Source organism: Sporosarcina sp. Marseille-Q4943, assembly GCF_943736995.1.
In the GTDB taxonomy this organism is placed as follows: Bacteria; Bacillota; Bacilli; order Bacillales_A; family Planococcaceae; genus Sporosarcina.
In genome coordinates this window covers 1,259,453-1,286,275 of record NZ_CALSFT010000002.1, presented here as the reverse complement: position 1 = coordinate 1,286,275, position 26,823 = coordinate 1,259,453, and the positions used below count along the sequence as shown (strand labels likewise).

Genomic DNA, 26,823 nt, shown 5'->3' with positions numbered 1-26,823 from the left:
TACAAAAGCCACGATTATTTAGGGAAATCACCAAGTGATTTAAGGTTGTTTCCCTTCAGTAGGGCTTTACGTTCTTTCTCCAATTCAACTGCCTTTCTCTCGTTTTGGATATTTGCGGCAAACGTATCGGCAAAACCATTTTTCCATTCGCCCTGCCCTGCTTTTTCTACAACTAAATCAAAATGTCTCTTCATCTCCGTTTGACTGAGGTTATCTATTCCATGTGATCTTAAAGTATCCAACGTCCTGTCAATCATTTCTGACGGGACCCCTCTGTTTGAAAGCTCATTGGTTATCATTGTTCTGTTCATATGCAGTTCGTATTCCACTTCACCGTATACATCCTGTTTCTCTTTTTGCAATTGGATCGATCTTCTTTCATCGGAAATACCTTTTGCAAATGTTTCTGCAAAACCCCCAGAAAGATCACTTTGTCCTTTCAGTTTATGGTACTGTGTACGCAATTCACGAGCACTCACATCATGCAGGCCATGCTTTTCTAACGTTTGCATAGTTAAGTCCACCATTTCTGACGACATTCCTGTATCGGACAGAACTGATTTTGTTTGTTCCCGTCTTTGTTTTCGGTCAGGGAACAGTACATTTTTCTCCAATTCGACGGCTTTGTTTTTTCTGTTCTCCGAGATACCCTTTGCGAATGTTTCCGCAAAATTTCCTTCCATATCTCCTCGACTACTGATCTTTTCAAATTGCTCAGCAAGTTCATCATCTGAAAGCTGATTAATTCCTGCCTTTTCGAATGCCTCCATCGTTTCTTTCTTCATCTCGGAAGTAAAGTCTTTATCATTCAGGAAGTTTTCAAGCTTACTCCTATCAAAATCGGTTAGCTTATTAGCTTTTTCTGACTGTGACATCTTGCTTAGATGGGCCAGATGCTGAGCCTTCATAGCTGAACCTGCAACATCACTAACGCCACCTTCACCAGTTACGACTCTACCAACCGAACCGCCAATTGCTGCTCCTGTCATTGCACCGGCAGGACCGCCAGTAACAGCCCCTGCGACAGCTCCACCCACTGTTGCGACATTCTGCATGCCCTTTTTAAATGGAGCGTTGAACGTTCCCGAACTCTCACGGAGTTCTCGAATAGTATTAGAACCGGAAGAGAAGATGTCCTTGATTCTGTTCCTCAGTATGAAGATTGTAGCAAACAACAACAGATTGAAAGTTGCTGCACCAACATAGCTATAAAACGGATTGGAACCACCGCTGAGCGATTTGAAATCTGCGGCATAGATGATGTCTGAAATCACAAAAACAATCAACGCAACGAATGAAACAAATATCTTCAAGGCCAAAGGTATACCTAGCTCAATGAAATACCGTTTCATTACATTGAATTGACCTGGAATGGCTGCTATGAGTAACGCAAACGGTGCAAGGGCAGCAATCACCATAAACCAAAATTGAAAGAGTATTAAACATAGTGACAACAAATAGATAGGTAGTGATACAAGCCCATTAATCACCATGTAAAAATAAGTGAAAGCTAAACGACTATTTACTGCTGAGTACTTCATCATGTTATTACCGTAACCACTGTTTGAAGCTTCTTGCTGTACGACCTTAGTTTGCCTCTCCTCTCCTACCGGTTCTTTTAAAATACTTTTTACACGGGTAATACCTGCATCTCTATCTCCTTCTCCAAGTGCTACAATATCATGCGTTCCGTATTGCATATATAAATATGGTCTATCAACAAACATCCCCCAAATACTGTCTTTCATTTTCGTTCTTGGGTCTTCAATATTCGATTCTTGTCCCCCTGAATGACTGGGAAGGCTAACAACAAATCCACTAAGTTCTGTTGTAATCTTATTTGCTCCTGTTAACAGAGCAGTGTAGTTAGCAAACATAATAATTGCGATTGTGAGCGCAATTATTGTTTGGAAAACAGATGTAAATGTTTCAAAATACGCACGTTTTACTATGAAAATATACAAGGCGTACACGCCTGTTAACACAGCAATCATTTTTACCAGATTTCCAAAGAGTCCGGACCCGATATTGAAGGTTCCACCTGAAATACCTGTGATGTTTGACATTAGGGATTCTAATTCCATAATAATTTTTTCGGTAAAATCTGCTGTATATGCCAGGTCATACATGACCAACATGGTGTAAGTCAAAAATATATTAATATCAAAAACAATGTTATTGACTAAATTGACCATTTCACTTAATTTGTTCCCTACATTTTCCTTGACGTCAGCCCAACCGAAAAGCTTATCATAAGTATCCGCCCAGAACTTCTCACCCTCTTCAAAAGATTCAACGTCTTTATCAGAAACTGCATCTAGATGATAATATGACTTTCCGTCTTCCTTAAAATCACCATATTGATCTGTGATAATGTCCATTATGTCTGTTTTAGAGCTATCTGGTTCTACACTTTCTGCGAAGACAACATGATTTGCACCGCTATAAATAAACATCAACAAACATAAAAACAGCAAGAAACAAAAAAACACTTTAGCATTTTCGCGCATATAATTTAAGCCATAAAAAATAACCCTATGCATTAAGCAAGGGTTACTAATAGCCTGAAACCTCCTCTCGAAGCAATATAGTTATTCCTCCGGTAATTTGTGAAGTATAGTTCCAGTTTCAGCGTTACCATCATTTATTTTTTCCGGTCTCGAATCCAAGTATGAACGTACCTTCCACTCGTCATCTTCATTTTTCATTAACACAATCCAACTATTAACCATTACACCTTTGTTATCTGGCGTTCGATACCTATAATAAACCTCTTCATCTTCAGCATTATAAAAGTTATCGTATCTTCTTAGCTCATAATTTCCATCAATCTTCTCGAATTCACCCGGCAACCTGTGCCGCTCTAACAAGTATTCCCTATCTTCCTTCAACTCTTCTATTCCACTTGAAGACAAGTACTTTAAGATTTCTGGATAATTTTGTTCAATCTTCACAACCATAAAATCATGAGCTATCTCATCCGTCACTTCAAATACATCCGCATACTTCTCCGCATTATCAACAGACTTCGCTTTTGTACCTTCTTCGTTTTCAGCGGAGCACGCTGCCATAAGAAAAGTCATGGCTAGGAGGAGAAATAAACTCCACGTACTTTTTTTATACAATACATCACTCCCTTTCAATGGTTTTTATGTTATCATACAACTCTAACTTTTTCACGTTCCCTTTCCGCTTCGGATGAAGTTGAGGAATCGAAAGCATCCAACAATTCAACAAAAACAGGATTGATTTTCACAACGGCTGACCGTCCATAAATGTCTTGGAATAATGCTTCACCGCGATCCAACGACTTCAATATTTCGATGTTTGCATCTGTTTTGGGTAGATTAAGATAGTCTAGCATCTCTTCAGCTTCACTTGTCTTACGTAAACCGAAGCTGAATTTCATCCCCATGTTTGCGACATCGTTCCCATGGTCGGAAGCATTCTGAGATCCCTTCATAAGCGTAGTATTATAGAAACGGCCCATACGAACAATGAAATCCATCAGTTCAGAACCTATAGCACTTCGCTCAATGGCACTTGCTTCATCTTGAAGGATGAATTTATGGGTTCCCCTATCCCCTTTGAACATGTATTGCTTTGTCCAAGCGGTGATGGATATCATTATGGCTTCGGAAATCTTATGGATTGTCCGCGCATTCTTCTTTTCGCTGGATGAAGGAAGACTCAAATTCTGAATCATCAAGACCTGGATCGGTTTATCGTGACCTAACACTTTAAAATTTTGCCCCACTTCACCAAATAGCAACATAGACAACTGATTGCGTTTCAAAGTTTCTAATGTACCCCTTAACCTTTCTAATGACTCATAACGGCTATTAGACATGCTTTCTGGGCGATTCTCATACAAGTCATGGAGATAACTCAAGACGCGACCTATACACGGGTCAGGCATATTAGCAACTTCCTCCACTGCTTCACTCAAGATATTGTAGGCATCATCATTAAGATTGATATTGGAAAGATATGATAGGATGTCCATGGTAATATCCTTGGCCTCCTCGATGCTCGTACTTGTCCTAAATGGATCGAGTGATCCTGCATCATCAGGGTCAGAGCCAAGTGTCCATACCTCAATGAATTCTTTCGGGATGAACGGCAGCCCTTTATCCCACCCAGTCCTGTCTCCTTTCGGATCGATTATCAACCCTTTCGAACCTGTCAATGTGGCTAGATAAATGAACAGATTCATGAAGAATGATTTGCCTCTTCCGGTCATCCCTGCAACGAGTACCGATATGGAATCCACAACGTTTCCTAATCCATCGAACGCCTTGGCAGCTAGATCGGGCTGGATAAAGACCGGCTTGGAGAACTGTGAGGTATGACCGATATAAAACCCACGATTATCCCCGATATTCGTCGTGGCACCGAACATCATGCCAGCAAGCACCCCTGGAGCGACTTCCATCTTATAATCATCATGGTATTTTCGCGAGCCGGGAATAGACTCCAACAAAAAGTGAAGCTGTTCACCGTATGGAGCCACGATCTTCAAGCCGAACTTAGATAATTCATTTCTTAATAAACCCACGCGAGTCTTCAATTGCTCTTCGGATTCAGCAGAGACTTTGAAAACGAAAGAACAGGCGAAACCGGGGAAACCAGTTTGTTTGAAATAGTTTTCCATCTGAACGGTTCCGCTTTGGGATACATCCACACTCATATCAACGGCTTGTCCGCCTTTTTCAGCCTCTTTTCGTTGGTCCCTGAACTCTAATTTTGCATTCGTCAATTTCTTCTTGATGATTTCATTTGGTTGGTTTTCTGCACGTATGGATATTGTCAAAGGGAATGGCATGCGTAATTGAATACGATACAGCCATTCGCTGCCGGGATGATGTTGTACGTCATCCATATATTCTATGGTCAAGTATTGGCAATACAGGTTTTCAATTTCATTGTCGTCTGTGATTCGGCTTAACTGCAAAGTCTTCGGTCCGATTTCCCTAATATTCGTATTCTGCAAGTCAAAGAAATCTCTTTTATTGTTTCGAATCGCTTTATGTTTGTTTCCTTGCTTGTCAATCCCCTCAACAACAGTCCCGATTTCAAAGGAAGTGCGGGGCTGAACATCCGTGTTATTGTTTCGTGTACTAAAAGTCTTTTCGATAATGAAGACCAATTCTTCAGTTGTGACTTTTTGGATTCGTGAACCAAATGAATTGGCAACTGTAGATTCAATAGAAACCGCTTGGCTTTGGTATGCATTGATCTGAGTTTGAAGAATATCATCCGGATACAAACCTACAGCCTGATAAAGAGGGGAACTAAAACCTTCAAAAAACATCTTTATGGAGGTCAATGCATTGATACCGGCATTACCGGAAACGTATCTGTTTTTCTCAGGATCTAATTGAATACCGATATAATGATGATACTCACTTGATTCATTCAATTCCCGCTCATTCTCAAGGGCTTTTTTGACTTGCTCAATAAATTGAATCCCATTCTCTTTCAGGGGATATTCTTTCAATTTCATTTCCTCGATTGTCGAGTTCAAAATTCCTTTTATATTTGTTGGGTTAGGCACGACAAGAAAATGAAGGTCAAGTCCTACATTCGTCAGGAACGACATTTGTTGTTGGAAGGGCAGAATCTTCTCGTCATCTTCCAAAAAGTCATAGTTGAAACCGTCTATTTTATAGTAAGCCCAAACGGTACCGTCATGAGAAAAGACTAAGTTATTCTCTATGTGTTTTACGGGAAACTCGATTTTCATGTTAACCACTTCCTTTGATTTTTAATAAAAAGAAGGAAGCTGCACGTAAAGAACAGCTTCTTCCCGTTTTACGTCATTGAGGTTTTTTCATCATGCAATTTTATCGCCCTCCATTTCACCGTTTGGACCTGTGGTTGGTTTCTCATTTAGCTCAAGGTCTCCGTTTAAAATACGGGCCAGATAATTCATAGCTTTTGCATGCTCTTCATCAACTTCTCTTGGTAAAACAAACAATTCGTCAGGCCCGTTTGATTCAGCATAGGTATAGTAGTTATGGAATTGATAATCCCTTTCTCTCTCCACTTCTCGTCCTCTGTATAATGTATTGTTCTTCAACTTCCTTATTTGATAGGAAATGAATGAGCGGAAAAAGTGGATTGGTGACCTTCCTTCCGTCCCGACGTCAGCAAGTAACCAAGCTAGTCCAATCGGAATTAGAATCAAAATCCCCACCGGTATCCAATTGATTAAGCGACCGATTCCAGGCGTGAAGTAAATGGCTACTTCCACTAGCGCAATCGAAATGAAATACATGACTGCTTTCAACCGCAGCGGTCTTCCCAATTCCAAACCGAAGATTTGATAAAGCTGCCTTTCAAAACGAATGAAATTGTTCAGCACATACAGCGGAATCCTTTTAATGAGCTTTCACCTCCATGCTGTACACTATCTATAAAAGCAAGAAGGATAATCCCCCTTGCCGATAAATAAATGCGAGTTTCATTTTCCTAAACTCAATTTCTCCGCAATAAACTCGGAAATACCAATCAAGACATCAGGATTCACGATGAAAATTCCAATGAAGGCAAGACCGATAACAACACCGATCATCGCAATCCACGCTCTTTTAAAAGCTGTTACAATCAGGGCAATAAACAGAACGATGAACAATGCCCACTTGATTTCCTCTGAAATCCATGTAAACAATCCTTCCAAACTCATTCAATTCACCTCCCTCCACAATAAAAAAACACAGACTATTGTCTGCGTCATCTTCACCTATTCTTCTAGTTATTCATCTTCCGGATTGTCTTCCTTATGAAGCTCTCGACCTTCAGTCGCTTCGATTTCCTCTTCATGCTTCTTATTTTTCAACTCATCGATGTATGACTTGTTATTGATGTGCAAAACTGTGTAACGCCCTTCCTTTTCGGCCAACACTAAGAGATAAGAGGAAGTGAATTCAATTCCCGTATCCGGTTCCGCAAGGATCACTTCTGTTCTGACCACTTTTTCTTCCGCTTTTTTCCCTTCGAATATTTCCGTGTTCTTCAATCTGACAAAATTCATTGTCTGGTTAAGTCCATTTTGGTGTTTCGGATCCTCCACTATATAAGTTAGCTTGTCCTTGGAGTCTGTTGAAAAAGCTTCAAAGAACGTCTCTAGGAATGCCTTGATGTTTTGAGTGCTGCCATCTGTGACTGACTTTAGACCGTCCGTTTCAAGAGCAATCGTGCTATCAATCTTCTCCTGCTCCACGAAGGTGAAACTTGGCAAGTCATAAACGATAAAACGATTTTCTTCCTCGTCATAGAAAACAGGGACTGAAATATACTTATCAGCCTTCACCCTTTCGGGAGGACTTTTTGCTTTATCTTCCGTCTGGTTATTGACTGCCGTCCGTTGAAACAACAATTTCACTTGAAATGTGATAAGCGCTTTGGAATCTCCAAGATTGTCTATATCCTTCAGCACAATGCTTTCACGGGTAAGTGTCGAGTTCCATTTGCTACCGCCTGTTACCGCCTCCTCGCTCAATGTGTCTGGTAGATAACGACCTAGCCTACCGATTCGATCACTCCTTTTCTCGTTATCTACGTTCCAATTGAAATAGGTTACAAGGAAACTTTTTGCGAACTCAATTCCCTCGGCTGAAGTTGCTTTATTCAATTCTTCTTCTCCTTCAGTCACTGCATTTGAGAGACCATTAGAAGAAAATACATTGACGAATACAATCAGCAGCATAAATGAAAAAAGCAACCAGAAAGTGAATGCCCCAAGCTTCTTAGCCCGGTATCCTTTCGGTCTGCTTTTCTTTTCCTGTATTCTAATTTCTTTCTTTCGTTTTTCATTTTCATTCGCTCTTTTGAAAATCTCAACTGCCGTTTTCAAAAGACCGTCCTTTGGAGTACCCGACTTATTTAATCTCTTCCTCAATATCGATTACCTCCCTCCATTTTTCTTGTTGTCCTTTCGTTAAAACTTCTTCGAACTTCCAACGACGATAAAAATCGCGACAATCAATACAAGTGTAGTCACAGTCCCGTATTTAATTAATGAGGACTCATAAAGATTGATAACGTGCATTTTCAGCTCTTCCCATAAAGGAATCAATGACGGAAATTGCTCCAACAATAAGCTTCCAATCACAACGATTAGGAAGATCATAAGGATAGTCCCGATAATAAGCTTAAACATTCACTCACCCCCTTTCACAGATTCGCGCATCACCATCCCTTGCGATATTTCCGGTGGTTTATACCGCTTGCAAAAAGAGATGCAGCTGCAACCGTGCCTATGAAGTTTCGAATGAGCAAACTCATTTTCGTAAACCCTCTTTCTAATTTTGAAGAAACGGGCTGAGCATATGAAGGATGTTCCTTTGTAAACAGTTTGATAGCATCCTGATCGGTTTTTACTCTCCCCTCCCTCTTATAAGCAATCAATTGCTCCAAAACCTCTTTGGAATAATACTTCTGTATCAATGAATGATTTTTCAAGGCATGCTTAACAGTTTCGATGTTCACCTGGATGGCTTTTTTATTTTGCTCATAAAATGCCAACTCTTTTGGATTCACCTTCTTTGCTTTGAAGAAGCACCTGATGGCTGAATTGTAAACCCATATGAATAAGAGTATTACACTCGTATAGACAGAAGTGTAAAACAGAAACACAGGTGCATAGATGAAAATAAAAGGGTCAATTCCATTACGGACATAATTCACGAAGATCATAAAAACAGGCAACCAGATGAACAATCGTTTCACGATTTTCCGCATGGTTGCCCTGCTTATCATTTTTTCACGGCCCTTGTTTTTTTGAACGGATTCAAGTTCCTTGAATTCCTGTTCCAACATTTCTTTCAGTATGACCGCCTTATAGGTTTGTTCCAAACTCATCTGCATTTTCCTCGCTCCTTTCTCAATGAAATTCTCAGGATGCAGCCCTGTATCGAGCTTTCAATCCATCCAATTTTATATAAGGCATATCTACGCAGTAATAGTCTCCTCCACGGTGCTCGATCCGAGTAGAAATGTAATAGCCCCCATCTTTCATTTCAGGGTCTTCGCGCCAAACGTCAATCAAGGAACCACTCGTAAACTCTCTCCCACGAAGTTCATAGCGTCCCCGTTCATTCTTCAGCAAGTGTCCTTCTATCAAAACCTTCCTATTCAAATCAACGATAGAAGAATAAGCCTCCTCAAGTCCCTCCATCGCTTTGTACAATATGTGATATTTTTGGACAGCATCAGCATTCAAATTGAACACATTTATATTTTTCATAAGGTCCCGCGTATCTGTTAAAAGACGTTTTATTTGATATTCAGCTTCTACATATGAATCGATAGTTGTTTCCAGTAGCTTCATTGGTATAGTCTCCTTTCATTTTCAATAAGTCCCGATATAAATGTTCTGAACTCCATCGCCGACCGGATTCCCAGTGCTTCTCGAATTCTCTTCTTCGGAATTCCCTCGTCAAGCAGCATTAATATTTCCTGGGTGGTTATGTCCTGTTTTTTCTCAAGGATCGCTTCAAGATACGTATCTGTATTCCAAAGTTCGTCACCTACTTTGCGCATTTCTATATAATTGGGACACCCACCGCAGAGAGCTTCGACCATCTCCCTGTCATTCGATCGGTCCCCCATCATCACCAATTCTTTAAATAGACAGGTATCACACACCCTCAACGTTTTACAAACTTTCAAGAACTTTTTCTTCTTACTTATACGTAGCTCTTCTTTAGTCTTCAATGTTTTCGCACCTCCATAAATGGTTAGAATTCAATGCCGAAAGACGACAGCATCGCACTAGCGCTATCGTCTATCGCTTGTTCTGTTATTGTCGAGTCTTCATTTGTATCATCTGCCTGGACGTTCCCGGCTGACAGACTGCTCTCGATTTTCGTCAATAGCTCTAAATGTTGTTTCATCAAGTCTTCTCGCAATAGCTGCACTTCTTTTAACAATCGCCTGTTCTCATTATTCGATTTTTGATTTTCCGATAGTGTCCGGACCGCGAAACGTAGCATCTGCCTGATGGTCTCGCTTCGCTTGTTGTCCGGTACGCGTGCCAATAAGTTATAAATTTCTTCATCCTCTTCTTGAAGACGGAAGCTATACCGCTTTTCCCAATTTGCATTCATATCACATCACTGACTTATGACGGCGATCCAGCTGCTCGAATACGGACTTCCCTAATCTCAAATAGCCGATTGTGTTTGCAAATTGGCTTTCCGTTATCTTCAACAAACGGTATTCAAAATGGGGCTGGATAAAAGGCTCGAACAGCTCGCCACCACCTCCTGCCAAGAAAATCGCATCGAAAAGATCCGATTCTTCAGCCCAAACGTTTTTCAAGCGATCTACAATGTTAGTGGCTATGGACTTCTTACTGGATTGAATAATTTGACTGAAATCAATACTGTTTCCTTTATACTTCAATTGTTCATCCTTTAAAATCCTATTGATATAAAGCTCACTCAAATCCGCGCCACCTGTTTGTGTCTTGAAGGATTGTCGAATATCCCTATACAAATTATTTACACCGTCATCGACAGTACCGGATAACTTCGCCTTTGGAACAAAAGATCCGTTCGCCTGAATCTCTACCACGACAAAATCAGTTGTTCTAAAACCGATATCAATTAAACCAATCAGAGACCCTTGATTCATGAATTGAGGATAAGTGAACTTCCCTTCATGATTGATCAACGCTGAAAAGATGGCTGAAGCCCCTTGCGGAAATACAAGTGCGCGTTCTACGTTCACTTGTTTCGCCCCCTCAACTAACGGACCCGACTTCCATTCAATAAAAGACTGGATGCCAGTGATGGATGATTGAAAGTCCTTGGCTTGTGCCTGATAGAAGTCTAGTGGTAGACCCGTTGACAGATTGACTGAGCCTCCTCTGCCACCCGTGACAAGCTGTATGGCTGTATTCAAAAGGATATGTGTGTAAATATGATTGAACCGTTCACGTTCAAAGATACGAGATAACGAACGTGATTCATTGGCAAGTTCACCTACAAAATAATCTTCATTCTCGATGGTTACATGCATGTTTGCCATGTCATTCGGTGTATCCCCGAGGATATTCGTAATCCCCCTGTCGTACCCTTTCCCGACCAGTGAAGGGAATATGACACGCTTCCCTGATGATGATAACGCCTTAACAAATCCATAGCCCAAATCGACTGCAATGTTCTCCAACCTAATGACCTCCTAAAATTTTAGATTCAACTTTGCTACTATGACCCAGCACATGTAAATAATGAGTGATAGCCTTGTGATTCTATCAATTAATGTGAAACTCAAAGATGGTATTGAAATGCCCACAGATTTACTAGAGGGATAGAACAGCTTCACTTTTCCGGTCAGCATGTCTCCTGTAATGTGAGCAAGAATTCCACCAATACATGCATATGTCACCCACCACTCGGTAAAAGGATAAACCAGTATGCCGACAACGAAAGCAAATAGAAGTGAATGAGTAAATGTACGATGACCAAACAATGCTTGGATTGGAAGGGATACAAAGAAAAACAGCTTCCCGAACTTTGATTTCGGTTCATCAATATCTGGAATGACTCCTGCAACAGCTCCAACCGCAGCCCCTTTCCAATCACCCCCTGTCACCGTATATCCTGCTACCATTCCTGAAATAGCGTGAGTGGACCACTCCACCAGACAACACCTCACTTTATAATTCATAAGCCTCCATGTCCTTTCAATCTTCTTTCTCACCTATCCTTTTATCAAACAAAGGAAAACATGGGCTGGAAAATTGGAGGGAGTGCGAACAACACATCGCTACACCATCTTTTTTCCAGCCCATGTTTTAAATTGTTTTTTCTCTTCTGTTTAGGCAACCGATTCTTAACTAAAGCACCAGTTAGTTCAATAAGGCATTTTTAAGGTTTTGAGTATTTTCCTTATCTAATCTGCCATATCCTTCACTTTCCTTATTGCTGATAATTGTAGCTGTTTCATTATTCGAAAACCAAATTCGATATTCATAAAGTCTTTCAGGCATGTTTTTATCGAAAGTATAAAATAAAGTAACTACTACATCTTCTTCCCTTGCCATTTCTGCTTCTACATTTGGTTCCCACTTTACATTTCCTAAAGACTTTTTAATCATGTCTAATTTTTCTGGATCAGTGATTGTCACAACGTCCTCAGAATTCCCTTTCTCATTCACTTCTTGGACATCGACTCTTGTTAATTCGCCTTCTTCAATCACTTCTTTGATATCAACCTTTGTTAATTCTCCTTCTTTTTCAGAACAAGCAACAAGGATTACTACTAAAACCAAAAATAAAGGCAAACGAATAATTCTTCTCATTTCTAACTCCTCCTCGTTTGTTCCTTCAAAACCTTTTTAATGTTTTCTTTCTTAAGGTATCCTGCCTCGTTAGTTTAAGTGAAAACTTTCACAACATTTAAATTTATTTTACCATAAGTCTCCAAATCCAACACTGCAAATTTTATACGGTCACTTCAATTTGTATTCGATTAATGTGCTAATTCATGGGTTCTTTCCAACAACCGAACCCATTATGGTGAACGTCATATGTCCTTTTTACACCCCCTTTACTTCGATGATATTAACCTGCATTTGATGAGTGCATTTCCGAAGGTGTAGCCCTATATATAAGAGTGAGATAGGGCGCCTTTGGCAAAACGGCCAAGAATCGCTTTATGACAACGTTTGTTGCCGTTTTAGGGTGTGACAGAAAAGTCACAGGGGTGTGATTTAATTATCACACCCAGTTTCGAGAAATTCCCCTTTAATTCGAAAAGTCAAGGGGTGTGATAAATATGTCACACCCCAAATAGGTCATTTACCGGCTTTTTGCTTCTTTTTGAACTCCAAAAATGTTTTCCTTTTATATAGTTTCCCGTGTTCCTCGTTCTGATGAATCCATAATTTCCATGGCAGCAATACTTTCTTCCTTTCCAACCGATCAAAGTTGATGATCAGTTTGGATAAAGTGGCATCCACCTTGTTTCGATCACCTGCATAGATAATTTCAGGGTTCATAAACAGAGGTCTTCGTGAAACATTGCGGTTAAACTCTTTGATCTCTTGAGCATCCACAAATTCATAGATGACCCCTTTTTCAATCAACTTGCTTAATACACGGCTACAGCTCTCCCTGCTTCTGTTCAAATAGATTGCTAAATCGGAAACAGTCATAAATTGACCGGTCTCTTGATCCGTAATTGCATTCGAATGAAACTCAACTAATGGAGACAGGGAAAATAAAAAACCTAGCTCTGCATTGGTCAGATGTTCATTCCTGACTAGCACATCTAGGTTATCTTTGATTCCCTGAACAAAAGTTGCCTTGTTCTTCTGTTCGAGTTTGTAGAGGCCATACCCCTGCTCATTCGCTTTACGCTCTTCATTGGCTACACTCACTAAATCAACGACTGACTTACTCTCACGCAATCTAGCTTTCTTTTCCGCTGACTCTAGATGTTCCTTCAAATTCATACATTCACCGCCTACCTGTGCTTGCTTCGTTTACGAATCGGTTATTGTAATTGATATATGTCCTTATCCGTTGTGCCAACCTGCTATTCCTATCAGCTAATTTGTTATTGTTGATAGCCATATTCATTGCCTTCTGTGTACCGATTAGTACAATCTTCTCCTTTGCCCTTGTCATTCCTGTATACATAAGATTGCGAGCAAGCATGACATAATGGCTGGTCGTTGCAGGGATGATGACAATCGGTGCTTCACCCCCTTGCGACTTGTGGATGGTGATGGCATAGCCAAGCTCCAATTCTTTTGTATCTGTCTTTTCGTATGTCACTGTCAATCCAGAAAAATCACAAGTCATCAATTCCACGGTTTCGTTTTCTTGATTTACCTCTTTTGAAATTTGGACGATCACCCCGATATCTCCATTGAAAACACCTTTTGTTTTATTGTTCTTAATCTGAATCACTTTATCGCCAAGCCTGAATAGTCTCTTTCCGATTCTCCACTCACTTTTCGTTTGATCAGCAGGATTTAAAGCTTCCCGTAGCTGCTCATTCAATGTGATTGTGCCGACGGGACCTTTTTTCATCGGGCTTAAAATCAAGATATCGGACAAGGGATGCCCCAACTCCTGAAAGCGAAGAGCGCTTCTAACAATCAGATTAGCTATCCGCTTTGGGTCTTCTTGATGGATAAAATAAAAATCACCTTTATCTTGATCGATAAGAAGTGATTTCCCTTTATTGACTCTATGGGCGTTGCTGATAATCTGACTTTCTTCGGCTTGTCTAAATACTTCCGTCAGGCTGACTGTAGGAAGACCTGCCTTAATCATATCGCTCAAAACACTGCCTGGGCTGACGGAAGGCAGTTGGTCAATGTCACCAACAAAGAGAATCTTCGTATCGCGTTCAAGGGCATCCAACAATAAACTGGCCAACTGAACATCAACCATCGACATCTCATCTAAGATCAAGAAATCGCAAGGCAACTTGTCTTCCCAATTATATTGGGGAATCTCTCCTTGCTGGAATCCAATTAATCGATGAATTGTCGAAGCCTCATATCCTGCCACTTCTGACAGTTGACGACTTGCTTTACCGGTGGGGGCTGCCAAGCGGACATTTTTTTCGGGATACATTTCTCTATAAATATCTAACATGGCACGAATAACGGTTGTTTTCCCAGTTCCGGGTCCACCTGTTAGTATCAGAATCTGTTCCTCGAATAAGCGCCTGACTGCAACTCGTTGCTTTTCAGCCAAGATGATTCCATGTTTTCTCTGATACTTCATTATCTGCTTTTCGAGCGAAAGCAATGCTTCGCCACCCCGAGAACCCTTCATTTCTGAAAGTTTCCGGGCTAATCTGTCTTCATATGTGAATAAAAATTTTGGATAAACGCAACCATCTTCAATTACAATCTGTTTTTCTTCTAAACGATAGACGCTTTGAGTCAATTCATCCATGGATACTTTATCAGCATCTGAAGCATTATGGTTTAAAGCACGTTCAGCTTCAGTCAAAAGCTCATCCTCCGAAACGAAACAATGACCAGAACTAAAACACGTTTCCTTCAAGATGTAATTCACACAAGCATCAATTCGAAATCCAGACAAAGGAGAAATCCCCATCTTACGAGCAATTTCATCAGCCTTTAGAAAACCTATCAGATTCAACTCTGTTAGCTTATATGGATTTTCGGTAACGATGGCAATCGTATTGGATTCATATTCCTTATACAAGCGCATAGCCATATTTGCAGTTATCCCATAGACAAGCAACTCAGAAAGAATTCTTTGGACTTCAAATGTAGACCTAACACTTTCAACAATTTGATTGGCTCGTTTCTTTCCTATTCCTTTGATGCCTTGTAAACTTTGCTCGCCTTGTTGAGAAATGATGGGTAGTGCCTCTACGCCTAACTGCTGAACAATCAGTGACGCTTGTTTGGCTCCGCACCCCTTTACAAGTGGAGAGGAAAGGAATGCGATAATCTGGTCTTTCGTTTGTGGGATCGGCCTTTCCCAAAAGGCGATCGCAAGTTGTTTACCGAATTTAGGGTGCATCTCCCAAGTACCTTTCACTTGGATTTCCTCACCTTTATACACCCCATAGATATTTCCCTTAACAATGATCTCCTCTTCGCCTGTCTTCAATTTAGCGATTAAGAATTCTTCATTTCGATACAGCACTTTCGAGACTTTCCCAATATAGACGTTCATTCTATGTTCACCTCGCTACTATGCCGGTAGATCCACCCCTTTAACCGATGGAGGAAATCATCGGCATTTGTGGCTGGAAAGAGGTTCTTTATTTCAATTTCATTGTAAAGGCCCAGAAACAAGGTGCTCGGCAAGATAACTGATTGACGTTTTCGACGGACCAACGCTTTACAACGCTCTACCAGGCTCTTAATCGGACTGGATGGGTCGACTGTCGCTTTCACCTCAGTAACAGATTCAATCAGCGTAGTTTCAAGTGAATCAATGCTCTCAAGCAACTCATCTTCTTCTACAGTACCTATAGCCTTGTTCGCTTCGTGGAGCATTTCATTTTTCATGTCTTTGATTTCCTCATTAGACAGAAGTTCATCTAGCTGCATTTCCACTTCCGGGGTAACATCAACCTGAGTAAAGAAAGCATCCACTTCTTCTTGCGGAATATTATACTTGCTTGGAATCCCAGCTACATTCGGAATCGATTTCACTAGATGCCAAATATTATCCGGGAAATAATGAAAGTTAACATTCAATTCAACTAAAATATACCCACTTAACACGCTACTGATTTTCCTTGTACCTTTACGAGCTTCCCGCAACTCAGTCGATAGTTCCCGGATGTTTTCCTTATAACTGTTGAGTAATTTAAGCGAGTTGGCATCTTCATATACTTTGAGACTGTCACAAGCTGCGCGGAGGTTACTTAAACCGGCCTGAATCCGTTTCACATATAAATGATCCGAAATGTCTTCGGTCTTTAAAGCGGATAGATCACACATGTCATGTTCGTTTCGAACGATTTCAGTGAATGTTTCCATTGCATATATTGCTTTTACCATCGAATCCCCTGTCCTATGCAAAGCAGCTTTCAACATTTCTTTCACTTCAATCTCTTTGCCAGAACGCACTTGGACTACAAAGTATGCCATCTCTCTTCATCCTTTCAAAAGTTATTTATCAGTACAGGATCGTAAATGTTATCGAAAAACGAGATGAAAATTTCTGTCCAGGAAAACAGCCATCTTAGATGCTTGAAATGACCAAGTCTGTCCTTTGCCTTTTGGATAATACACAAATCCACCATTCTGACTGTCGAGCTCTTTTCTAAAGAGTGGTCTGAAAAGGATATTCTCTTTAAGCCATTCACTTTTCTTGCCTGTCCTTTTTTCTAGATCCTTCATGCTCCAGTAGACACCCATCAACTCGCGGCTTCTCAGTTCCTCAAGTTCCACCTTTCGGATTAAAACCGTATCGTTCGGGATGGGGATTGTAAGATTAACTGATAACTGTTGTTCCACATGCCTTCCCTCCTTGGATATTAGAATCTTAATTTTTCAAAGTTACTCGTTTCGAGTAACTTAAAGCTAAAAAAATATACCCTTCACTATTTGTGTAGTATCGAGTTCCAAAAATAGAAATATAACTAAAACACACCAACTTTCTACTCGTTTTGTGTAACTTTATAGATTACTATACTTACTCATAACGGGTAAGTCAAGTAAAATGTTACTCGTTATGAATAATAAGAGATAAATTATAGCTTCCTTCCTTAAGTGCTGAGGGGTTACTCAAACCACACTTGGTATGATAGAATAGAGAAAATAATCATGAGAAGGTGCATGTACTGTGGCTGAAAACCTTCACGAGAAATTAATAGCTCTGAGGAAAGAAAGAAATTGGACAAAAACTGATGTGGCGAGAAAGTTAGGTATTAAAACATTATCTACCTATGCTAATTGGGAATACGGTACAAGAAGTCCGGATCAACATATGATAAAAGAAATTGCTACACTTTATAACGTTTCTATTGATTACCTATACGGACATTTAGATAATTCCTATCCAACTGGTGATGATAAGGATTTTGAAAACGCGATTAAAGACCCAGATCTCAAAAGATGGTATTTAGAATTACCCAAATCTGATGAGGAAGACTTAATGAAATTGAGGAAAATGTGGGAAATTATTAAAAATGAGGACAAATGAAACGCATTTTAAAAATATGATTAAATTACCCTATCTTTTATTTTTAGATAGGGTATCATTATAAATTAAAAACGAACATACATTCGCTTTTATTGCAAGGAGATGTGTAAATTTGAGGATTACAAATTTTAGTCTCTTAGAAGAAATGGTTTTATCGATTTATCATTCACTAGCCATAACTGATGCTGATTCATTTAATTGCGATGAATTGATTGCTTTGATTTCCGAGAAATTTGATATAAGCACTTATTACTTTGACGAGGCAAGCGAGGCAAACAATTTAGGTGGAAAGTATCGGATTTTTTTAAATGAAAATCAAAGCCCTCAAAAGATTTGGCAGGATTTCGGTCATGAACTAGGGCACATTTTAAGGCACGATGGACACCAACAATTCATGATTGAACTATTTCGAGATTATCAAGAATGGCAGGCAATACAGTTTGCTTATCATTTTTGCATACCCACATTTATGTTGAACGAATTAGACTTGCCACAACTACGGTGTGAAGCTGTCTGGCTCATTGCAAATACTTTTAACGTGGAATTAAATTTTGCAGCTGAACGGTTGGACAAATGGTTACTAAACAGAATGGCTATTCAATACAGTTCGTAATTAAACTTAGAAAAGAGGTAATTTTCTCATGGCTACATTTCAACAGAGGGGAAAGACATGGCAATACACCATCAGTCGATACACTGATGGAAAATATGATCCTATTCGAAAAGGTGGGTTTCGCACGAGAGGAGAGGCAAAAATAGCGGCCAACCTAATCGAGGGTGAAATGGCACTGGGTTTATCCCCTGTTTTATCGAAAGACGTTTTTGCGGACTATTTCTACGAATGGGTAAAGGATTTAAAGACACCAAAAGAAAAAGTCACATATGAGCGCTACCTAAATACGTATGAAACTATAAAAGAATCATTTGGCAGGACAACACTTCAAGACATGACAAAACGAAAATATCAACGATTTTTGAATGAATATGGGAAAACACGCTCTTATGAAACGATAAGGAAATTAAATACGCATATAAGGGCCTGTGTGAGGGATGCAGTCGACGAGGGAAGAATCCGGATAGACTTTACCCGGGGAGTGGAATTCAACAGCAGCGTCGTTTCTAAGAGGCCTGAAGAGCGTCACCTGAATTATGAAGAGAGTGTAACATTGATTGCCGAAATAAAGAATCGGTTGGATAGGAGTTTAGGATATTATTTATTATTACTTGCGATAGTGTCGGGTTTGAGATTCGGGGAACTATGTGGGTTGAAAAGAAGCGATTTCGATTTTAAGAAGAACATCATAAAGGTGAGACAGGCTTGGGACTATAAAGAAGGGACTGGATTCACCTCCCTCAAAAACCCTCAATCAAAAAGGGACGTTGCGATAGATAAGGTAACAATGGATATATTCAAAGACCTGTTTTCTAAATTACCACCAAATATATATGAAACTGTATTCTTCAACCCTCAATCAATCAAAGGCACTTTGACAAACGAAGCAACAAACAAACTGCTCCGCAATACATTAAATAGATTAGGGATACAACCGATAACTATTCACGGGTTGCGGCATACGCATATTTCGGTTCTATTATACAAAGGAGTATCAATACAGTTTATATCCGAAAGAGCGGGCCATAAAGATATAGAGACCACTTTGAAGTATTATTCGCATGTCTTAAAAGAGATGCGAAAAGAGGAAGAAGAGAAATCGGTTAGTATAATGACTGCACTGCATGCCTAGTCCTACCTTTTGTGTTGCATTTGTGTTGTGTTCAATCAATTCTAATCGTTTTTAAACGTATACTCGAAAAACAAAGAATGACCGTAAACGCTGTTATATCAACGTTTACGGTCATCTTCTTATTTCTTATCGTGTTCAGTTTTTACTGAAATACGTCCCAGGAGGGATTCGAACCCCCGACCCACAGCTTAGAAGGCTGTTGCTCTATCCAACTGAGCTACTGAGACATGTTGTTTGGCAACTGTGTGATTGCCTAACGACAAGTTTTATTATAGGCAGGCTCGCTGGAAAAGTCAACACTAATTTGCGATATTTTTCATTTCCGCTGTAATTATAGGTTCCATGTCCATGTTTTTGAAGTGAATTCGGTATCCGTCGTCCCATTCTATTTCGGCGAAAGATGGCTGATTGCCTGCCCTCGGAAGCAATGTGCTTCCTGGATTGACGAATAATATCCCCTCCCTCAGTTCAGCAGCATACGAATGGGAATGACCAAATAAGACGATGTCGGCCCCGATTTCCTGAGCCCCATAATACAATGGCAGCATTGTCCGTTTGCAATCATGCTCATGCCCATGCACCATCCATATTTTTTTGCCGCCCACTTGAATGATGACCGAATCCGGAAAACGCTCATCCCTATCACAATTACCCTTCACAATATGAATGTTTTGCAATACCGGATCGTCCCATGACAATTCACTATCCCCGCAATGGAAAAATGCATCCGCCTGCAACGCGGAAACGGCCTTCACCGTTTCCTTATCGCCATGAGAATCGCTCATTACAACGATCTTCATTGCGCATCTCCTAAATCCAGCATCTGCGGCAACTGTTCCTTCAACTGGCGAAGTGCCGCACCCCGATGTGAGATTTCACCTTTTTCCTCCGGTGACAATTCAGCCATCGAACGTCCCTTGACGGGAGAATAGAAAATTGGATCATAACCGAAGCCGTTCGAACCTCTTCTCTCTTCTAAAATCACTCCATCGCAGCTTCCTGAAAACGTTACCGTCTCCCTATCAGGTCCTGCTACGGCAAGTACGCAACGGAAACGTGCCGTACGCTCCTCCTCAGGCACTCCCTGAAGCTCTGAAAGCACCTTGTCGATATTCGCCTCGTCATTCTTCGGCTCGCCCGCGTAACGCGCAGAATAGACACCTGGAGCCCCTTGCAGCTTGTCGATTTCCAAACCACTATCATCTGCAATGACCATGATTCCTAGAAGCTTGGAAACCGTTTCAGCCTTCAAAATAGCATTTTCCTCGAATGTAACACCCGTCTCTTCTACATCGATATCCTGTTCCAAGTCATTCAAAGTGTGCACTTCGAAGCCATACGGGCTGAAAAGCGTTTCAAAATCCTTTGCCTTCCCTTTATTGTTTGTTGCAATCAATATCTTCTTCATCGTTCTTTCTCATCCTTTCCGCCAATAAGCGTTCCAATTTCGCCAAGTACATCTCTTTGGATGCTGATCAGCCGTTGGATGCCTGTTTCTGCAAGCTCGACGAGATCATTCATTTCCTGTCTGGTGAATGTCGCTTCCTCGCCAGTCCCTTGCAATTCAACAAATTCCCCTGCCCCCGTCATGACGACGTTCATATCGACAGCGGCCGTCGAGTCTTCGGGATAATCGAGATCAAGCAGCAAGATGCCTTCCGCTGTCTTCCCTACGCTGGTAGCGGCCAAATAGTCACGGATCGGAAATTGGGTTAATCCCTTCTCTTTCACTAACTTGGAGACCGCAATGCTCATAGCGACAAATGCCCCTGTAATGGAAGCTGTTCGTGTCCCCCCATCTGCTTGGATAACGTCGCAGTCAATCCAGATTGTCCGTTCTCCAAGAGCACGAAGATCTATCACCGCTCGCATCGCGCGGCCGATCAAACGCTGGATTTCCATCGTTCTTCCGCCAACTTTTCCACGTGAAGATTCCCGTTGAGTCCGCTGACCAGTCGCTCGCGGGAGCATTGAATACTCCGCGGTCACCCAGCCTTGTCCACTTCCTCTTAGAAACGGTGGAACTCTTTCCTCTATGGATGCCGTGCAAATCACCTTCGTATTTCCGACAGAAATTAGCACCGACCCTTCCGGATGGATTAAATAATCCGTATCAATCGTAACCGGCCTTCCCATACCTGCAGTTCTTCCATCATGCCTCATATTGGATAACCTCCACTATTCGAATTCAGCATCCATCTTACCATACTCATTTTCGGCATAGCAAAACCCCGGTTGCCATTATTGGCAGCCGGGGTTACTTAGAACAATATGTCTGACATCAGGGTTTTCAATACCGAGCCAATCGATTGCGATCGATGTAAAGCCATCCAATTGTCCGGTCGTGTAAAATATCGGCTCATTTCGATTACCGGAGATGTTTGCAAGGCCTAGGCCGGATAGAGTACTCTCCACATCTCGCACCGTCTCATACGCAGACGATACGATTTTCACACCAACCGGTAATTGTTCTTTAATAGGATCATGTAGAAGTGGATAATGCGTGCAGCCTAAAATGGCTGTGTCAAATTCCAAATGTGCTATCGGCTGCAATGACCGTTTTATTATCGGCTGAATGTCCATTTGTTTGTATTGACCACTTTCAACAAGAGGAACAAACTCAGGACAGGCAAGAGGAATAATATCCACCTCTTCCGAAATGGCGGAGATGGCATTCTCATACGCCTTGCTTTTGATCGTGCCGACTGTCCCTAACACCGCAATTTTACCGGTAGTTGATGCGAGTACGGCGGCCCTTGCCCCCGGCTCGATTACTCCTAACACGGGGAAAGGGAACCTTTCTCGCAACATATCTAGCGTCACGGCTGTCGCGGTATTGCAAGCGACTACCAGCATTTTAACACCCATTTTGGCAAGTGCAGTAGCCATCTCCATCGTAAATTCCTTCACTTCTTCTACTGAACGTGGCCCGTATGGACAACGCGCATCATCGCCTATATAAATAATTGTTTCATTGGGTAAAAAATGTAATATTTCTTTTGCGACGGTCAATCCGCCTACACCGGAATCAATGACTCCGATTGGTGCATTTTTCGGGATCTTCAATCCTTGATCATCTCTTTGTGCAGTTTTGTCAACAATCGGGAAAACTCGTTTATTTCCACCTCTGAAAAATCCTCGAGAACTGCATTTAAATATTTCCGTCGTTTGTCAATTACTTCTTCGATAATACGTTCACCCTCACCTAATAAATGGATGCGCACGACACGACGGTCCTGCTCATCCCGCACCCTCTTCACGAGCTTGTTGTTTTCCATGCGATCGACAAGATCTGTCGTCGTGCTGAATGCCAGATACATTTTATTCGACAAGTCGCCAATCGTCATGTCCCCATGCTCGAACAACCATTGCAATGCAATGAATTGAGGAGGTGTGATTGTATAATTGCTTAATATTTTTCGGCCTTGCTGCTTTATGATCCCAGATATATATCGAAGTTCCTTTTCCATCCGAGCAATGTTCTCGGCGCCGTCAAGACTCATTGCGTTATGTTCCGCCACATATACCAGCTCCCTGAAAACAAATACTGTTTACTTATTGTCACCTTTTTCGACATATAACGCAACAGTTTTAAAAGGTTTATAAGTATTGGAAATTTTTTCAGGGAACTGAGCATACACATGTAAATGACGGTTGATTTGAGCCTAATCTCCAAGGAACAACAATAGATTTGCTTAATTCAGTTTCAGTTCCCCTAATCGCAACAATTCGACAATCGCTTGTGCCCTTCCGGATACTCCTAATTTCTGAATGGTATTCGAAATATGATTCCGGACGGTTTTTTCGCTAATGCCGAGCCGTCCTGCGATTTCTTTCGTCGTATGATCATCCACTAATAGATGAAAGATTTCTCGCTCCCTTGCTGTAAGCAAAGAACGGTTTTTCATTTCTCCTGTCAAGACGCGCCCCCTCCTATCCACGTTCACTTTACAATATGTGAAGATGGTTTAGGCTGTGCCGGCTCGTTCATCATTTTACAAGGAAAACCCGGATTTTTGATCGTTTTTCCATGGAACGGATTTGCCTGTTGTCCTATCGATTTGGACAATCGTCCCTCTTCCCGTAAAAACTAGTTCGTTCTTAGCATTTCTTGCCATATAATGAATGTCGACGGAGCTGTTTCCGATAGATGCAGCTTTAACATATATCGACAACTGCTCGTCAAAGAATACTTGCTTCATATAGTCGCATTGCAGATCAGCAACGACTGGTATTGTCGTTCCTTTCGGGTCAAGCCACTCTTCCATATGGCCGACGTGCTTTAAGTATTCGATCCGCGCATATTCAAAATATGCGAAGGTGACGGTATTGTTTAAATGGCCGTACATATCCGTTTCTGAAAACCTGACGGACACAGGTACTGAAAACGTGAACTCTTCCATCCACTTCTCCATGTTATCAATATATGCAATCCTCAACATACCCACTCCCCTTTATCAATTACGCCTCGGCGTAATTGCGTCCCGGATTTTGAATTGTGCTTGCACAATTAACACCTTTCAAAATCCGTGACATCCGCCGGAGGCTTTATCTTTGTTCAGCTGGCCAATGAACATCCACTGGACAGAAGATAAAACTTGATTTCATCCCTTCACCTATAAAGATAGGTTGATGCTGAACAAAGATAAAATGAATGAACATTCATTCTTTTATTATAGCAAATAGTTAGCAAAGATCCAATATAATTAGATTTCCAAAATATGCAGCCGGCTTCGGGCGCGGGGCCACTTGATTACAAAAAAAGAACTGTCGCGGAAAGTCATTTTATGACTTTCCGGACAGTTCCTTAAAAAAGTATAATCAGTCAACCATATGGTCGCTTCCGAAGAAGTTTTTGAACATTTGTACTGTCGTTGCGCGGTTCATCGCAGCAATGGATGTTGTCAAAGGAATTCCTTTTGGACATGCGACAACACAGTTTTGCGAGTTACCGCATTCACCGATTCCTCCGTCAGACATGATTGTCTCCAAGCGCTCGTCTTTGTTCATTGCACCTGTCGGATGCGAGTTGAATAGGCGAACTTGAGACAATAATGCCGGTCCGATGAAGTTCGTTTTGTCGTTGACGTTCGGACAAGCTTCTAGGCAGACGCCGCACGTCATGCATTTTGACAATTCGTAAGCCCATTGGCGTTTACGTTCCGGCATACGTGGACCTTCGCCCAAATCGTATGTGCCATCGATTGGAATCCAAGCTTTGATTCTTTTGAGGGAATCGAACATGAACTCACGGTCTACAACCAAGTCACGTACTACCGGGAATGTTCTCATCGGCTCAAGGCGGATCGGCTGTGTAAGCTGATCGACCAAAGCTGTACAAGATTGGCGAGGGCGTCCGTTGATCACCATAGAACATGCGCCACAAACTTCTTCAAGGCAGTTCATGTCCCAGTTGACTGGCGTCGTTTTCTTCCCTTCAGCATTCACCGGGTTACGACGGATTTCCATTAGAGCGGAAATGACGTTCATATTCGGTCTGTATGGGATTTTAAAGCTTTCCCAATACGGTTTTGAATCAGGCGTGTCTTGACGCTGGATTTCAAAATGGACCGTTTTCTCTGCAGTTTGCTGCTCAAGGACAGCAGTTGTTTGCTCAGTCACTTATGTCAATCTCCTTTCTTCGCTGAATAGTCACGTTTACGCGGCGGAATCAAGGATACATCCACTTCTTCATAAGAAAGGATCGGCGCAGATTTCCCATCGAATTCTGCAATCGTCGTTTTCAAGAAGTTTTCGTCGTCACGTTCAGGGAAGTCCGGTTTGTAATGTGCGCCACGGCTCTCATTACGATTCAGTGCTCCTAAAGTGATGACTCGTGCCAAGTATAGCATGTTTTTCAACTGGCGAGTGAATGTCGCGCCTTGGTTAGACCATTGTTGTGTATCCACAATATTGATGTTTTCATAACGTTCTAGAAGCTCTTGAATCTTGTAGTCTGTTTCTTGCAATTTATCGTTGTAACGGACAACTGTCACGTTATCAGTCATGATTTCTCCGAGTTCCCTATGCAGAATATACGCATTCTCGTTTCCATCCATCTTCAATGTCGCGTCCCATTTTTGCTGTTCGTCTTTCACAGCTGTTTCGAACAATGTCGATGGAAGCTCGTCTGCAGTGCGTTTTACGCCGCGCATATACTTGACCGCTTCTGGACCTGCTACCATTCCACCATAGATGGCAGATAGCAATGAGTTCGCTCCAAGACGGTTCGCACCGTGTTGAGAGTAATCACACTCACCAGCAGCAAACAGACCAGGGATATTCGTATGCTGCTCATAGTCGACCCATAGTCCGCCCATCGAATAATGGACCGCAGGGAAGATTTTCATCGGCAGTTTGCGTGGATCATCGCCTGTAAATTTCTCATAGATTTCAATGATGCCGCCAAGTTTGATATCAAGTTCTTTCGGATCTTTATGGGAAAGGTCAAGGTAGACCATGTTTTCCCCGTTAATACCCAATTTTTGATTAACGCAGACATCAAAAATTTCACGTGTCGCAATGTCACGTGGTACCAAGTTTCCGTAATCAGGATATTTTTCTTCAAGGAAGTACCATGGCTTACCGTCTTTATACGTCCAAATACGGCCACCTTCACCACGAGCTGATTCACTCATAAGACGAAGTTTGTCATCTCCAGGAATAGCAGTCGGGTGAATTTGGATGAATTCACCATTCGCATATTTAGCCCCTTGCTGATAAACTATCGAAGCTGCGGAACCTGTATTGATTACTGAGTTTGTCGATTTACCGAAAATGATTCCAGGTCCGCCAGTCGCCATAATGACCGCGTCTCCAGGGAACGCCTTAATTTCCATAGACTGCATGTTTTGTGCTTTAATGCCTCGGCAAATTCCTTCATCATCCATGATGATCCCAAGAAATTCCCAATGCTCGAACTTTTGAACAAGACCTGCCACCTCATGACGGCGAACTTGCTCGTCCAATGCATATAGAAGTTGTTGGCCTGTCGTAGCGCCAGCAAAAGCTGTACGGTGATGCAACGTACCGCCAAAACGGCGGAAATCCAATAATCCTTCAGGTGTACGGTTAAACATAACACCCATCCGGTCCATCAAGTGAATGATCCCCGGAGCCGCCTCAGCCATAGCTTTGACAGGAGGTTGGTTCGCAAGGAAGTCCCCACCATATACAGTGTCATCAAAGTGTATTGCAGGCGAGTCACCCTCACCTTTTGTATTCACTGCGCCGTTAATGCCGCCTTGTGCACAAACGGAGTGGGAGCGTTTAACCGGAACGAGTGAGAACAGGTCTACCCCGACCCCTTCTTCCGCAGCTTTGATAGTTGCCATCAAGCCGGCAAGTCCGCCACCGACGACAATCAATCTGCCTTTTGCCATTGTTGTTTCACTCCTCAAATTTTACAT

General features: G+C 41.6%; 30 protein-coding genes and 1 tRNA gene. 3 read left to right on the top strand and 28 right to left on the bottom strand.

Annotated elements, in window-relative coordinates; genetic code table 11:
* Positions 1-14: 14 nt before the first annotated feature.
* The 18 genes from NIT04_RS06245 to NIT04_RS06160 all read right to left on the bottom strand — a co-directional run bounded on the left by NIT04_RS06245 (position 15) and on the right by NIT04_RS06160 (position 16,981).
* Positions 15-2,510, bottom strand: a complete 2,496-nt coding sequence (locus NIT04_RS06245) for a CD3337/EF1877 family mobilome membrane protein (protein WP_252502725.1) — start codon at positions 2,508-2,510, stop codon at positions 15-17.
* A gap of 81 nt (positions 2,511-2,591) precedes the next feature.
* Entirely contained in the window at positions 2,592-3,125 is a 534-nt protein-coding gene (locus tag NIT04_RS06240; RefSeq protein ID WP_252502724.1) for a hypothetical protein, read from the bottom strand.
* A 32-nt stretch (positions 3,126-3,157) separates the two neighbouring features.
* Positions 3,158-5,746 carry an ATP-binding protein gene (locus tag NIT04_RS06235; RefSeq protein WP_252502723.1) on the bottom strand — a complete coding sequence of 863 codons (2,589 nt, stop codon included), beginning with the start codon at positions 5,744-5,746 and terminating at the stop codon, positions 3,158-3,160.
* Between the two features lie 90 nt (positions 5,747-5,836).
* Positions 5,837-6,367 carry a TcpE family conjugal transfer membrane protein gene (locus tag NIT04_RS06230; protein WP_252502722.1) on the bottom strand — a complete coding sequence of 177 codons (531 nt, stop codon included), beginning with the start codon at positions 6,365-6,367 and terminating at the stop codon, positions 5,837-5,839.
* A gap of 99 nt (positions 6,368-6,466) precedes the next feature.
* Positions 6,467-6,688 (bottom strand): hypothetical protein, encoded by a 222-nt coding sequence (locus NIT04_RS06225; RefSeq protein WP_251695176.1) that lies wholly within the window; start codon positions 6,686-6,688, stop codon positions 6,467-6,469.
* Between the two features lie 69 nt (positions 6,689-6,757).
* The gene (locus NIT04_RS06220) at positions 6,758-7,903 is read right to left on the bottom strand and encodes a conjugal transfer protein (RefSeq protein WP_252502721.1); all 1,146 of its coding nucleotides are present in this window, start codon (positions 7,901-7,903) and stop codon (positions 6,758-6,760) included.
* 39 nt (positions 7,904-7,942) lie between these two features.
* Positions 7,943-8,164 carry a hypothetical protein gene (locus NIT04_RS06215; RefSeq protein WP_252502720.1) on the bottom strand — a complete coding sequence of 74 codons (222 nt, stop codon included), beginning with the start codon at positions 8,162-8,164 and terminating at the stop codon, positions 7,943-7,945.
* 29 nt (positions 8,165-8,193) lie between these two features.
* Positions 8,194-8,871 (bottom strand): hypothetical protein, encoded by a 678-nt coding sequence (locus NIT04_RS06210; RefSeq protein WP_252502719.1) that lies wholly within the window; start codon positions 8,869-8,871, stop codon positions 8,194-8,196.
* Positions 8,872-8,899: 28 nt separating this feature from the next.
* Positions 8,900-9,334: a DUF5348 domain-containing protein gene (locus NIT04_RS06205; RefSeq protein WP_252502718.1), complete on the bottom strand. Its 435-nt coding sequence runs from the start codon at positions 9,332-9,334 to the stop codon at positions 8,900-8,902.
* Positions 9,331-9,720, bottom strand: coding sequence for a hypothetical protein (locus NIT04_RS06200; protein WP_252502717.1), 390 nt, complete (start codon positions 9,718-9,720; stop codon positions 9,331-9,333). Before NIT04_RS06200 ends, NIT04_RS06205 begins: the two co-directional genes overlap by 4 nt.
* 23 nt (positions 9,721-9,743) lie before the next feature.
* A complete protein-coding gene (locus NIT04_RS06195; protein ID WP_252502716.1) occupies positions 9,744-10,112 on the bottom strand; it encodes a hypothetical protein in 369 nt (122 codons plus the stop codon).
* 1 nt (position 10,113) lies between these two features.
* Positions 10,114-11,178: a ParM/StbA family protein gene (locus NIT04_RS06190; RefSeq protein ID WP_252502715.1), complete on the bottom strand. Its 1,065-nt coding sequence runs from the start codon at positions 11,176-11,178 to the stop codon at positions 10,114-10,116.
* Positions 11,179-11,190: 12 nt separating this feature from the next.
* The gene (locus tag NIT04_RS06185) at positions 11,191-11,652 is read right to left on the bottom strand and encodes a metal-dependent hydrolase (RefSeq protein ID WP_252502714.1); all 462 of its coding nucleotides are present in this window, start codon (positions 11,650-11,652) and stop codon (positions 11,191-11,193) included.
* Between the two features lie 208 nt (positions 11,653-11,860).
* Positions 11,861-12,313: a hypothetical protein gene (locus NIT04_RS06180; RefSeq protein ID WP_252502713.1), complete on the bottom strand. Its 453-nt coding sequence runs from the start codon at positions 12,311-12,313 to the stop codon at positions 11,861-11,863.
* 495 nt (positions 12,314-12,808) lie between these two features.
* Entirely contained in the window at positions 12,809-13,468 is a 660-nt protein-coding gene (locus NIT04_RS06175) for a helix-turn-helix domain-containing protein (protein ID WP_252502712.1), read from the bottom strand.
* 4 nt (positions 13,469-13,472) lie between these two features.
* A complete protein-coding gene (locus NIT04_RS06170) occupies positions 13,473-15,686 on the bottom strand; it encodes an ATP-dependent RecD-like DNA helicase (protein WP_252502711.1) in 2,214 nt (737 codons plus the stop codon).
* On the bottom strand, positions 15,683-16,612 hold the full coding sequence (locus NIT04_RS06165; protein WP_252502710.1) for a transcription termination/antitermination NusG family protein: 930 nt from the start codon (positions 16,610-16,612) through the stop codon (positions 15,683-15,685). The genes NIT04_RS06170 and NIT04_RS06165 overlap by 4 nt, the downstream gene beginning before the upstream one ends.
* A gap of 48 nt (positions 16,613-16,660) precedes the next feature.
* Positions 16,661-16,981 carry a DUF771 domain-containing protein gene (locus NIT04_RS06160; protein WP_252502709.1) on the bottom strand — a complete coding sequence of 107 codons (321 nt, stop codon included), beginning with the start codon at positions 16,979-16,981 and terminating at the stop codon, positions 16,661-16,663.
* Positions 16,982-17,309: 328 nt separating this feature from the next.
* Here NIT04_RS06160 and NIT04_RS06155 point away from each other — a divergent pair, with 328 nt between their 5' ends.
* The 3 genes from NIT04_RS06155 (at position 17,310) to NIT04_RS06145 (ending at position 19,414) form a co-directional block, all read left to right on the top strand.
* Positions 17,310-17,669, top strand: a complete 360-nt coding sequence (locus NIT04_RS06155) for a helix-turn-helix transcriptional regulator (protein WP_252502708.1) — start codon at positions 17,310-17,312, stop codon at positions 17,667-17,669.
* Positions 17,670-17,781: 112 nt separating this feature from the next.
* On the top strand, positions 17,782-18,282 hold the full coding sequence (locus tag NIT04_RS06150) for an ImmA/IrrE family metallo-endopeptidase (protein WP_252502707.1): 501 nt from the start codon (positions 17,782-17,784) through the stop codon (positions 18,280-18,282).
* A gap of 28 nt (positions 18,283-18,310) precedes the next feature.
* Positions 18,311-19,414, top strand: coding sequence for a tyrosine-type recombinase/integrase (locus NIT04_RS06145; RefSeq protein WP_252502706.1), 1,104 nt, complete (start codon positions 18,311-18,313; stop codon positions 19,412-19,414).
* Positions 19,415-19,567: 153 nt separating this feature from the next.
* On the opposite strand, the gene NIT04_RS06140 is transcribed toward NIT04_RS06145, so the two are convergent.
* The 10 genes from NIT04_RS06140 to sdhA all read right to left on the bottom strand — a co-directional run bounded on the left by NIT04_RS06140 (position 19,568) and on the right by sdhA (position 26,796).
* Positions 19,568-19,641 (bottom strand) — tRNA-Arg (locus NIT04_RS06140).
* A 72-nt stretch (positions 19,642-19,713) separates the two neighbouring features.
* Positions 19,714-20,214, bottom strand: a complete 501-nt coding sequence (locus NIT04_RS06135; protein ID WP_252502705.1) for a metallophosphoesterase — start codon at positions 20,212-20,214, stop codon at positions 19,714-19,716.
* Positions 20,211-20,822 carry an XTP/dITP diphosphatase gene (locus NIT04_RS06130; RefSeq protein WP_252502704.1) on the bottom strand — a complete coding sequence of 204 codons (612 nt, stop codon included), beginning with the start codon at positions 20,820-20,822 and terminating at the stop codon, positions 20,211-20,213. The genes NIT04_RS06135 and NIT04_RS06130 overlap by 4 nt, the downstream gene beginning before the upstream one ends.
* Positions 20,819-21,577, bottom strand: a complete 759-nt coding sequence (rph, locus tag NIT04_RS06125) for a ribonuclease PH (RefSeq protein ID WP_252502703.1) — start codon at positions 21,575-21,577, stop codon at positions 20,819-20,821. The genes NIT04_RS06130 and rph overlap by 4 nt, the downstream gene beginning before the upstream one ends.
* A 78-nt stretch (positions 21,578-21,655) precedes the next feature.
* Positions 21,656-22,480 carry a glutamate racemase gene (gene racE, locus NIT04_RS06120; protein WP_252502702.1) on the bottom strand — a complete coding sequence of 275 codons (825 nt, stop codon included), beginning with the start codon at positions 22,478-22,480 and terminating at the stop codon, positions 21,656-21,658.
* Positions 22,477-22,917: a MarR family winged helix-turn-helix transcriptional regulator gene (locus tag NIT04_RS06115; RefSeq protein ID WP_252503206.1), complete on the bottom strand. Its 441-nt coding sequence runs from the start codon at positions 22,915-22,917 to the stop codon at positions 22,477-22,479. The genes racE and NIT04_RS06115 overlap by 4 nt, the downstream gene beginning before the upstream one ends.
* 192 nt (positions 22,918-23,109) lie before the next feature.
* Positions 23,110-23,322 (bottom strand): LuxR C-terminal-related transcriptional regulator, encoded by a 213-nt coding sequence (locus NIT04_RS06110; RefSeq protein WP_060204861.1) that lies wholly within the window; start codon positions 23,320-23,322, stop codon positions 23,110-23,112.
* A gap of 87 nt (positions 23,323-23,409) precedes the next feature.
* Positions 23,410-23,856: a thioesterase family protein gene (locus NIT04_RS06105; RefSeq protein WP_252502701.1), complete on the bottom strand. Its 447-nt coding sequence runs from the start codon at positions 23,854-23,856 to the stop codon at positions 23,410-23,412.
* Positions 23,857-24,235: 379 nt separating this feature from the next.
* On the bottom strand, positions 24,236-25,036 hold the full coding sequence (gene sdhB / locus NIT04_RS06100; RefSeq protein WP_252502700.1) for a succinate dehydrogenase iron-sulfur subunit: 801 nt from the start codon (positions 25,034-25,036) through the stop codon (positions 24,236-24,238).
* 5 nt (positions 25,037-25,041) lie between these two features.
* Positions 25,042-26,796, bottom strand: coding sequence for a succinate dehydrogenase flavoprotein subunit (sdhA, locus tag NIT04_RS06095; protein WP_252502699.1), 1,755 nt, complete (start codon positions 26,794-26,796; stop codon positions 25,042-25,044).
* Positions 26,797-26,823 lie beyond the last annotated feature (27 nt).

What these genes read in the sequence shown, in the direction of transcription:
- NIT04_RS06180 (WP_252502713.1), bottom strand. Translation starts at nt 12,313, where the DNA reads ATGAGAAGAATTATTCGTTTGCCTTTATTTTTGGTTTTAGTAGTAATC.
- NIT04_RS06225 (WP_251695176.1), bottom strand. Translation starts at nt 6,688, where the DNA reads ATGAGTTTGGAAGGATTGTTTACATGGATTTCAGAGGAAATCAAGTGG.
- NIT04_RS06145 (WP_252502706.1), top strand. Translation starts at nt 18,311, where the DNA reads ATGGCTACATTTCAACAGAGGGGAAAGACATGGCAATACACCATCAGT.
- NIT04_RS06135 (WP_252502705.1), bottom strand. Translation starts at nt 20,214, where the DNA reads ATGAAGATCGTTGTAATGAGCGATTCTCATGGCGATAAGGAAACGGTG.
- NIT04_RS06110 (WP_060204861.1), bottom strand. Translation starts at nt 23,322, where the DNA reads ATGAAAAACCGTTCTTTGCTTACAGCAAGGGAGCGAGAAATCTTTCAT.
- NIT04_RS06215 (WP_252502720.1), bottom strand. Translation starts at nt 8,164, where the DNA reads ATGTTTAAGCTTATTATCGGGACTATCCTTATGATCTTCCTAATCGTT.
- NIT04_RS06245 (WP_252502725.1), bottom strand. Translation starts at nt 2,510, where the DNA reads ATGCGCGAAAATGCTAAAGTGTTTTTTTGTTTCTTGCTGTTTTTATGT.
- NIT04_RS06210 (WP_252502719.1), bottom strand. Translation starts at nt 8,871, where the DNA reads ATGCAGATGAGTTTGGAACAAACCTATAAGGCGGTCATACTGAAAGAA.
- NIT04_RS06130 (WP_252502704.1), bottom strand. Translation starts at nt 20,822, where the DNA reads ATGAAGAAGATATTGATTGCAACAAACAATAAAGGGAAGGCAAAGGAT.
- NIT04_RS06205 (WP_252502718.1), bottom strand. Translation starts at nt 9,334, where the DNA reads ATGAAGCTACTGGAAACAACTATCGATTCATATGTAGAAGCTGAATAT.
- NIT04_RS06105 (WP_252502701.1), bottom strand. Translation starts at nt 23,856, where the DNA reads ATGTTGAGGATTGCATATATTGATAACATGGAGAAGTGGATGGAAGAG.
- NIT04_RS06165 (WP_252502710.1), bottom strand. Translation starts at nt 16,612, where the DNA reads ATGGCATACTTTGTAGTCCAAGTGCGTTCTGGCAAAGAGATTGAAGTG.
- NIT04_RS06115 (WP_252503206.1), bottom strand. Translation starts at nt 22,917, where the DNA reads ATGAGTCTTGACGGCGCCGAGAACATTGCTCGGATGGAAAAGGAACTT.
- NIT04_RS06235 (WP_252502723.1), bottom strand. Translation starts at nt 5,746, where the DNA reads ATGAAAATCGAGTTTCCCGTAAAACACATAGAGAATAACTTAGTCTTT.
- sdhA (WP_252502699.1), bottom strand. Translation starts at nt 26,796, where the DNA reads ATGGCAAAAGGCAGATTGATTGTCGTCGGTGGCGGACTTGCCGGCTTG.
- NIT04_RS06170 (WP_252502711.1), bottom strand. Translation starts at nt 15,686, where the DNA reads ATGAACGTCTATATTGGGAAAGTCTCGAAAGTGCTGTATCGAAATGAA.
- NIT04_RS06175 (WP_252502712.1), bottom strand. Translation starts at nt 13,468, where the DNA reads ATGAATTTGAAGGAACATCTAGAGTCAGCGGAAAAGAAAGCTAGATTG.
- rph (WP_252502703.1), bottom strand. Translation starts at nt 21,577, where the DNA reads ATGAGGCATGATGGAAGAACTGCAGGTATGGGAAGGCCGGTTACGATT.
- NIT04_RS06195 (WP_252502716.1), bottom strand. Translation starts at nt 10,112, where the DNA reads ATGAATGCAAATTGGGAAAAGCGGTATAGCTTCCGTCTTCAAGAAGAG.